The organism is Polaromonas sp. P1_G4 (assembly GCF_056405475.1).
The window spans coordinates 1-8,417 of record NZ_JBFUCA010000152.1; the positions used below are offsets into that span (position 1 = coordinate 1).

At 62.7% G+C, this 8,417-nt stretch carries 10 protein-coding genes; 8 read left to right on the forward strand and 2 right to left on the reverse strand.

Going from position 1 to position 8,417, the window contains the following annotated elements:
• Nucleotides 1-204: 204 nt before the first annotated feature.
• A complete protein-coding gene (locus AC1D1X_RS09795; RefSeq protein ID WP_477698203.1) occupies nucleotides 205-582 on the forward strand; it encodes a VOC family protein in 378 nt (125 codons plus the stop codon).
• 320 nt (nucleotides 583-902) lie between these two features.
• Complete coding sequence (locus AC1D1X_RS09800) at nucleotides 903-2,348, forward strand: DHA2 family efflux MFS transporter permease subunit (protein ID WP_477668192.1); 1,446 nt, start codon at nucleotides 903-905, stop codon at nucleotides 2,346-2,348.
• Between the two features lie 118 nt (nucleotides 2,349-2,466).
• On the opposite strand, the gene AC1D1X_RS09805 is transcribed toward AC1D1X_RS09800, so the two are convergent.
• Nucleotides 2,467-2,709 (reverse strand): hypothetical protein, encoded by a 243-nt coding sequence (locus AC1D1X_RS09805; protein ID WP_477648985.1) that lies wholly within the window; start codon nucleotides 2,707-2,709, stop codon nucleotides 2,467-2,469.
• 121 nt (nucleotides 2,710-2,830) lie between these two features.
• On the opposite strand from AC1D1X_RS09805, the gene AC1D1X_RS09810 reads away from it, so the two are divergent.
• From AC1D1X_RS09810 to AC1D1X_RS09830, 5 genes are all read left to right on the forward strand, one after another.
• Nucleotides 2,831-3,007: a DUF3606 domain-containing protein gene (locus tag AC1D1X_RS09810; protein ID WP_477668191.1), complete on the forward strand. Its 177-nt coding sequence runs from the start codon at nucleotides 2,831-2,833 to the stop codon at nucleotides 3,005-3,007.
• Between the two features lie 86 nt (nucleotides 3,008-3,093).
• Nucleotides 3,094-3,540, forward strand: coding sequence for a hypothetical protein (locus AC1D1X_RS09815; protein ID WP_477668190.1), 447 nt, complete (start codon nucleotides 3,094-3,096; stop codon nucleotides 3,538-3,540).
• Nucleotides 3,537-3,911: a GFA family protein gene (locus AC1D1X_RS09820; RefSeq protein WP_477668189.1), complete on the forward strand. Its 375-nt coding sequence runs from the start codon at nucleotides 3,537-3,539 to the stop codon at nucleotides 3,909-3,911. The genes AC1D1X_RS09815 and AC1D1X_RS09820 overlap by 4 nt, the downstream gene beginning before the upstream one ends.
• An 81-nt stretch (nucleotides 3,912-3,992) precedes the next feature.
• Complete coding sequence (locus tag AC1D1X_RS09825) at nucleotides 3,993-4,376, forward strand: ArsR/SmtB family transcription factor (RefSeq protein WP_477668188.1); 384 nt, start codon at nucleotides 3,993-3,995, stop codon at nucleotides 4,374-4,376.
• Nucleotides 4,363-4,875 carry an SRPBCC family protein gene (locus AC1D1X_RS09830; protein WP_477698204.1) on the forward strand — a complete coding sequence of 171 codons (513 nt, stop codon included), beginning with the start codon at nucleotides 4,363-4,365 and terminating at the stop codon, nucleotides 4,873-4,875. Before AC1D1X_RS09825 ends, AC1D1X_RS09830 begins: the two co-directional genes overlap by 14 nt.
• A gap of 13 nt (nucleotides 4,876-4,888) precedes the next feature.
• On the opposite strand, the gene AC1D1X_RS09835 is transcribed toward AC1D1X_RS09830, so the two are convergent.
• On the reverse strand, nucleotides 4,889-5,119 hold the full coding sequence (locus AC1D1X_RS09835; protein WP_457282270.1) for a SlyX family protein: 231 nt from the start codon (nucleotides 5,117-5,119) through the stop codon (nucleotides 4,889-4,891).
• 367 nt (nucleotides 5,120-5,486) lie between these two features.
• Between AC1D1X_RS09835 and AC1D1X_RS09840 the strand changes: the two genes are divergently transcribed.
• A complete protein-coding gene (locus AC1D1X_RS09840) occupies nucleotides 5,487-8,276 on the forward strand; it encodes a hypothetical protein (RefSeq protein WP_477698205.1) in 2,790 nt (929 codons plus the stop codon).
• Nucleotides 8,277-8,417: the final 141 nt, after the last annotated feature.

Genomic DNA, 8,417 nt, shown 5'->3' on the forward strand with positions numbered 1-8,417 from the left:
CACCATTGGATGCTATCCCYGTACCCAATACCAGTGTTCTTGCAGGGTGTTGCGCCGGTTTACCTGCCGGCGGAGCGTGGATACATTTCTTTGCATGCGGAGTCCGGTGCACGTACACAAGGACACATTTTTCCCGCTGGGCCAGGGTTGACATGCCCCGGCGCGGCCACAAACATGGGAGCTGAAAGGAGCCATCATCCAATCATGCTTGSCAACCGAAACGCCATGGCCACCATCGCCGTCAGGGACCTTGCGGCGGCGAAGAAATTTTATGGAAGCACGCTCGGCCTCACGCCGCTGGACACCGCCGAAGAGGGCGTGCTCACCTACCAGAGCGGCACCGCCACCGTGGTGGTGTATGTCTCGTCTTTCGCCGGCACCAACAAGGCCACATCCGCCACGTGGGGCGTGGGCGACGAATTCGACAACATCCTGAAGGCGCTCAAGGCCAAAGGCGTGGTGTTTGAACACTACGACATGCCCGGCATGACGCTGCAAGGCGATGCGCATGTCGCGGGCGACTTCAAAGGCGCCTGGTTCAAGGACCCGGACGGCAACATCCTGCATATTCTCAACCGCTGATCCAGCCGGCGCCTGCTTTCCGCCATGCCGGGGCTATGCCAGGGTGCCGGGAGGGCCACGGTGCTCCCGTTTCCTGACCGCTAAATTAGCCAGCCGGATGCCCGGCTTCTATCCGCCAAATCCGGCTGCGCTTGTAGGACACAGGCACCCCGCACCGCTCCTGCGGCGTGTTCATCATAAAAATGATCTCCAGAGCAATATGAACGCGCGCAACCAGCTATTGATTTGATAGCATCCGGGTTTGCGAACCAGACGAGCCTCATGAATTGATTCCGCTGATGACGCCGATCGACCTTCATTGAACCGGGGAGAAACTGCAGATGACACACAACATGGAAACCCGAAAGCGCTGGTGGGCACTGGTGGTGCTCTGCCTGGGCGTGCTGATGATCGTGCTCGACACCACCATCGTGAATGTGGCGCTGCCATCCATCCGCACAGACCTCGGCTTTACCGAGACCTCGCTCGTCTGGGTGGTGAACGCCTATATGCTGACCTTCGGCGGTTTTTTGCTGCTGGGCGGCCGGCTGGGCGATCTGTATGGCCAGCGCAGGTTGTTCCTGGCGGGGCTCACGCTGTTCACCGTGGCCTCGCTGGCCTGCGGCCTGGCCAATTCGCAGGTGCTGCTGGTGGTGGCCCGTGCGGTGCAGGGCCTGGGCGGCGCGGTGGTGTCGGCGATTTCGCTGTCGCTCATCATGAACCTCTTCACCGAACCGGCCGAGCGCGCCAAAGCCATGGGTGTCTACGGCTTTGTCTGTGCCGGCGGCGGCAGCATCGGTGTGCTGCTGGGCGGCGTGCTGACCGATTCGCTCAACTGGCACTGGATCTTTTTGGTCAACCTGCCCATAGGCGGCGCCGTGTTTGCGCTGTGCCTGTTCCTGCTGCCCGGCGGCAAGGGGCAGGCCACCGGCGCGCGGCTTGACGTGTGGGGCGCCGTCACCGTCACCACCGCGCTGATGCTGGCGGTCTACGGCATCGTCAACGGCAACGAAGCCGGTTGGCTGTCAGGCCAGACACTCGGTTTGCTGGGTGTTGCCGCAGTGCTGATGGCGATCTTCCTGGCCATCGAAGCCAAGGTCACGACACCGCTGGTCCCGCTGGGCCTTTTCCGCCTGCGCAACGTCGCTACCGCCAACGTGGTCGGCGTACTGTGGGCCGCGGCCATGTTTGCCTGGTTCTTTATTTCGGCGTTGTATATGCAACTGGTGCTGGGCTACAGCGCCCTGCAGGTCGGCCTGGGCTTTTTGCCCGCCAACCTGATCATGGCCGCGTTCTCGCTCGGCCTGTCGGCCAAAATCGTCATGCGTTTCGGCATACGCGCACCGCTGTCTGCCGGCCTGCTGCTGGCCGCCCTGGGCCTGGCCTTGTTCGCGCGTGCGCCGGTGGGCGGCGGCTTTGTGCTCGACGTGTTGCCCGGCATGCTGCTGCTGGGGCTGGGGGCCGGCATGGCCTTCAACCCGGTGTTGCTGGCCGCCATGAGCGACGTGGACCCAGCCGAGTCCGGTATTGCCTCGGGCGTGGTCAATACCTCCTTCATGATGGGCGGCGCGTTGGGGTTGGCGGTGCTGGCCAGCCTGGCGGCGGCGCGCACCGGTTCGCTGGCCGGTGCGGGTGCCGATGCCGTGGTGGCGCTCAATGGCGGCTACCAGCTGGCGTTTGTCATCGGTGCGGTGTTTGCGGCATGTGCAGCCTTGCTGGCTGCCGTGCTGCTTCGCACGGGCGCTGCAGTGCCGGGTGCGCACCCGGCGACGGAAGCCGGCGGCTAGCCACGGCTGGTTTATGCATCAAACTGGCCTTCAGCCCAATAGGGATAAGCGCAAGCAGCTATTAATTTGGTAGCAAATTGACAGGGACGGCGGCGTGGGTCTGCCGCCCACAGGGTGGTCAGTAAACCCCGAACAGGGCGCGAATCTCGTCGCCGGCGGTGCGCCCGTGTTTCTGGCTTTTGTACTTGTCGCCGATGTCGGCGCACTTTTCCATGATCAGCAGGGTGAATTCCTGCAGCTCCGGCGTCAGCGCGTCGCCTTCCGTCATGGCACCGGCCAGCTTGGCCAGGTTCACGAGCTGGCGGTCGCTGATGGAGCCGATGGAAAAGTCTGAAGGCTTGAAATCCGGTGGAAGTGACATGGCATGCACCTGGAGATGTCAGCCGGCAGCGGAAGACGGACTGCCTGCGTGACGGGTTTTGTCCTACAGGTTACCCCAGACATTTCGTCCTAGCATTCGTTTTTTCCCTAGGAGATGCGTCATGGCTGACGATACAACTGAAACCGCTGTGGACCGCAGGTTCATCGCCCTGGGGCAGGACTATGAGGTTCGCGACTGGACCAAAACCCTGGGTTGCACCGAGCAGCAACTGCGCGACGCCGTCAAGGCTGTCGGCAATTCAGCCTCCGCCGTGCGCCAGTACCTGGGTAAAAAATAGCGCCATCTCAAGGGGCGGCGGTTGGCGCCTTTCCCATCGTCATTGCGCGTGGTTCGCGCCGGTACAAGCATGAAAGAAGGCACAGCATGGCAAAAAGCAGCATTGCGGGTGGCAGCATTCCGCCCGAACAGTGGATGCGCGGAAAAGACACACAGTCGCTCGGCCCGGGCGACAGTTCAGACACCGGCAGCGACACGCTAGGTGCCTACAGCGACGAAGAGCTGGCCAGCGACAGCGACGCTGCCGGCACCGGCGAGCGTGCCGGTGTCATCGGCGATGAGCGGCCTGATGCCGACATCCTGCCTGACCGGACAATGGACGAGGCCGACTTCCTGGAAGAAGGGGAAGTCGTCGGCGATGAAGACCCGGAAGCAGAAGATGAAGAGGGCGAAGGCATCTTGGCCGCAGGCGGAGCAGAGGAAATTGCCGGCGTCGTGGCCGATGAAGATGAAGAAGATGAAACGGATGAAGAAGACGACGAATACGGGGAAGGTGAAGACGGCGATGCAACAGTCCGAGGAGGTGGCGCATGACGATCACAGGAAGCTGCCATTGCGGCAAAAACGCCTTTCGCATTGACGGCGAAATCCCCGCGCAGCTGACGCGCTGCACCTGCTCGTTTTGCGCCAGGCGCGGTGCGCTGCTGGCGTACTACACACCCGGGCAGTTCCATGTCACCACGCCCACGGATGGCGACGCCATCTACCGCTGGCAGACCAAGCTGGTAGACCACCACTTCTGCGCCGAATGCGGCGTGTCCACCTATTCAGACAGCCCCGCATTCGAGATGGACGGCAGCTGGGACGGCACCACCCGCCGCATCGGCGTCAATGCCCGCCTCTTTGACGGGTTCGACGCGGCCGAAGCACCTGTGACGGTGATCGACGGCAAGAACCTCTGGTAGTTAGGCCCAAGGCAAGCGGTTGACATCCTGTTTTGACTGCCTTAATATAGCCAAACAGCTATATAAACGATTGGCCATGTAATGACCCCAGACACCCTCAACAAGGCGTTCGCCGCCCTCGCGGACCCGACCCGCCGCGCCATCGTCGCCCGGCTTGCTTCCGGCGAAGCGACGGTCAATGAACTCGCAGCCCCCTTCGACATGACGCAGCCTTCCATTTCGAAACACCTGAAGGTGCTCGAACGGGCGGGCCTGATTTCGCGCGGACGTGCGGCGCAAACCAGGCCGTGCCGCCTGGAGGCCGCGCCCCTGAAAGAAGTCGCCAGCTGGATGGCGCTGTACCGCAATGTCTGGGAAGACAGCTTCGACAGGCTCGACGCGTTTTTGCAGCCGGACACATCCACGTCATCAGCCCAGTCAACTCAATCAACCCCCAAAAAAGGAAAGAAACATGCCCGCAAATGACAGCAAGGCAGCCATGGCTTCCCCGTTCCTGATCGACCGCGTGTTCAAGGCCCCGCGTGAGCGCGTATGGAAAGCGTGGAGCGAGGCCGGCAACATCCAGCAGTGGTGGGGGCCCAAGGGCTGYTCCATCGACCTGCTGCGTTTCGAGTTCAGGCCCGGCGGGTTTTTTCACTACGCCATGAAGTTTCCGGGCGCACCCACGATGTGGGGCCGGTTCAATTACCGTGAAATCGCCGAGGGTGAACGCATCGTGTGGCTGAACTCGTTTGCCAACGAACACTGCGGCATTGCGCGCGCGCCATTCAGCGAAGCCTGCCCCCTGGAAATTGAGAACACCGTGACCTTCGCCGAGAAAAACGGAAGCACCGTCGTGTCATTGCGCGCGCGACCCTTTGGTGAGCTTGCGGCTGAACGCCAGTATTTCGAAGAGCTCAAGCCGTCGCKCACGCAAGGCTACGGCGGCACCCTCGACCAGCTCGCCGCGCATCTCGGTGTCTGAGCTGCGGGCAGGCCTAGAAGTGCGGCGGCAGCTCGTCGCGCAGGCTGCGGCCCACTGTCACATCGCCGTCGCGCACCGGGCCGGCTTTCAGTTCTGCCACCTCGCGCACCAACGCATCAATTTGCTGCTGCTGCCGCACGATGACCTTGTCGAGCTGGTCCAGCAGGTCTTCGGTAAAGCTGGCCTTGATCTCCAGCGCCGTCAGGCGCTGGTCGGTTTGGGGTGTGTCGTTCGTCGGTTCCATGCCTGTATTGGACATGAAGCTGCGCGGGGCAGGGGCGCCCACGCATTCCAGCGGCCTCCACAGCAATTATTTACGCATCATTTTGGCCTGCAGCCCTTTATGTTTGGGCGCGATCAGCTATGTTATTGATAGCAGTTCGGGTGATGAAACTGTCAGGTGTCACCGGCTCTACGCCTGCCCGTCTGCCAGATGACGCCGCCGCCTGCGCGTTGCTTCGATACGATTTGTGGGAATAAGGGCCTTGTCTTTCCCGCACCGCCTGCCTAAGCTGGCCTGAGTCTTTGCAGGGCGTCGCGTTTCATGGCAACGCCGGAGCCGTCTTCAAAGCCCATGCGGTAGCTGTGTTGTTTGCCCAAGGAGGCGAGATATGACCGAGCCAGGCACTGGAAACCCACTCACACCGGAGCAGTCGCAGGAACAAGCGCAGGAACAGGCGCAGAAGGGGGCGCAAGAAGAAGAGCGCAAGGCCATTGATTTCCGGCGAGGTTTTATTTACGCCGGCGGCACGGCGCCCCGGGAGTTGTGGGGCCTGGCCCTGTCGGGCGGCGGCATTCGCAGCGCCACCTTTTGCCTTGGCGTGTTGCAGGCGCTGGCAAAAGCCGGGTTCAACCTGCCGGGAGAAAGTGGCCCGGGAAGCGGCCCGGGAAGAGGCGCTAACGACAGGCAAAAGCCCTGGCCGCTGCTGGCCCGGTTTGATTTCCTTTCCACCGTCAGCGGAGGCGGGTACACCGGCAGTTTTTTCTCGGCCCTGTTTCGCGCCCGGGAACCCCTCACGCCTCCCGCTCCCCACTCGCCGCAAACACCTCCTGCGCCGCCCGCACCCGAAGTGCTGGCCACCGAAGCCTACGAAGCACTCGCGACCGACCCACCCGGCAGGCTGAGCAAGGTCCAGACCGCGCTCACCCAGATGCCCGACCGCCCCTTGCGCTGGCTGCGTGAAAACGGGCGTTACCTGGCACCGAACAACACCGGTGACTTTCTCTACGACATCGCCATTGCCATCCGCAACCTGTGCGCGGTGCATTACGTGATCGGCGTGACCTTGCTGACCATCTTCCTTTTGATGTTTGCCCTGCGTTACGGCAGCCTGCAGATTCCCTGGGAGGGGTTTCATGCGCTGGGGCTTACGCTGGAATCCATGATGCAGCCCAGGCCTCCGCTGAAGGGTGGAGACATCTGGTTCAGCCCGTGGTTTGGGGTGCTGGGCATCTGGCTCGTGCTTGCGGTCATACCGTGCGGCGCGGCCTACTGGCTCGACCAGGACACCTCGCCTTCCGGCGCCGGTACAGCCGGCGCAAGGAAAGCGCCGCTGCCGGCCATCCCCGCCCCAGCGCTTGCGGCCGCCGGCTTGCTGGCCGCGGGTGTGCTGGCTGCCTGTGTCTTCTGGAGCCGGGTAGCGCCGCCGGCCGCCGGCGCCGGGTCACTGCTTGAGGCTGTTCCGGTGCCCGTTTTGCTGCTGGTGCTGATCGATGTCATCCTGGCTTTTTCTTTGGGCGTGTTCTTTGTGGCGAAGTACCTTCCGCAGCAATCACCCGGGCTGTTTCGCAACCGCATCACACGGTGGCTTTCGCGGGTATTGACGTACTCATTCATCATTGCCGTGCTGGCGCTGATTGAAACCGCGGGRCAAACGCTGTATCTCTGGCTGGCGACAAGCCAGTCAACACCGCTCACTGTTTTCAGCGTGGCCGGCGTGGTCGCAGCCCTGGTGGCGRCCGTGAAGCAGTTTGCGCCGGTGCTGGCCCAGCCCGGAAAAGACGGCCTGCTCAGCAGGCTTCCGCTCAACACCCTGCTTGGCGCGGTCGGGCTGGCGCTGGCCCTGCTGCTGGCCGTGGCCTGGAACTGCGCGGCCGCGGCCCTGCTGTTTGGCATGCAGCCGCCGCTGCCGGGGCTCGGGCAGCTGATGATCGAATCCATGTTCACCACGGTCCGTTTTGGCGCGGACTCATCATGGGTCTGGCAATACTTCTACCCGGTCATTTCCATTGTTTTTTGCCTCCTGGCTGTGGCGGTGGCTGGCTACTTTCTGGGGTTCATCAATTTGTCGAGCCTGCAGGTGATGTACGGTGCGCGCCTCACGCGTGCCTACCTGGGGGCGTCCAACAAGGCGCGGTTTGAATCGGAACGCCCGAAGATGGACGTGACCGAAGCCGATGCAAGCGATGACTTCACGCGCGAGGCCTACTACCGCAACGACCACCTGGGTCCGGCCCACCTCATCAACGTGACCATCAATGCCACCACGGGCACCGGCGACCAGCTCACCCAGCGGGACAGGCAGGGCCTGCCGCTGGCTGTCACGCCCGCGGGCATCACCGTGGACGGCAGGCTCTGGAATGCAAAGACCGGCAATTTCGCAGGCATTGAGGCCAAAGCCGCCAGGCGGGCGCCGCCCGAGCTGTCCATCGGCCAATGGGTGGGCGTGTCGGGCGCGGCATTTTCGACCGGGCTGGGGCGGGGTACGGCGCTGGGGCAGGCCATGCTGTTCACCATCATCAACATACGCCTGGGCTGGTGGTGGAACTCCGGAAAATCCGACCCCCGAACGCCGTTCCCGCTCTGGCGCAACCAGACTTATCTGCAGCGCGAATTGCGCGCCCGCTTCCTGGGCACGGACGGCTCGCACTGGTACCTGAGCGACGGCGGGCACTTTGAAAACACCGGCGTCTTCGAGCTGTTGCGCAGGCGGGTGGACTTCATCGTCTGCTGCGATTGCGGCGCAGACCCGAACTACAGCTTTGAAGACCTTGCCAATCTCATGCGCCTGGCACGCATCGATTTCGGTGCCGAGTTTGAATGTGTCGGGCCGAGCGCGGTGCCACGGCTTGCACCCAATGCCGCCACACTGGCGCCTTATTTCGCCCGCGACGAATCTGAACTGCGACCGGCAACCGATCCGCTGGCGCCGCTCGACGAAAAGTGTGCGCTGCTCTACCGCGTGCGCTATGCCAGCAGCCAGCCGGGCAAGCCCTCCGAAAGTATTTTGCTGGTGCTCAAGCCGCGTTTGATCAAGGGCGCCCCCCTTGACCTGTTTGAATACCAGACCAAAAAGCCGTCGTTCCCGCAGCAAACCACGTTTGACCAGTTCTTTGACGAAGCGCAGTGGGAAAGCTACCGGAAGCTGGGCGTGCTGATCGGCTCCCGCATATTCAGGTAGTGCGTGTGGTGCCTGGCCGGGCCGATTTGGCATCATTTTGGCCTGCAGCCCTTTATGAACGGGCGCAAGCAGCTACGTTATTGATAGCAATCGAGGGGAAGGCAACAACCGTCATGCTCGCCATGTCGATCACCAGGCGGT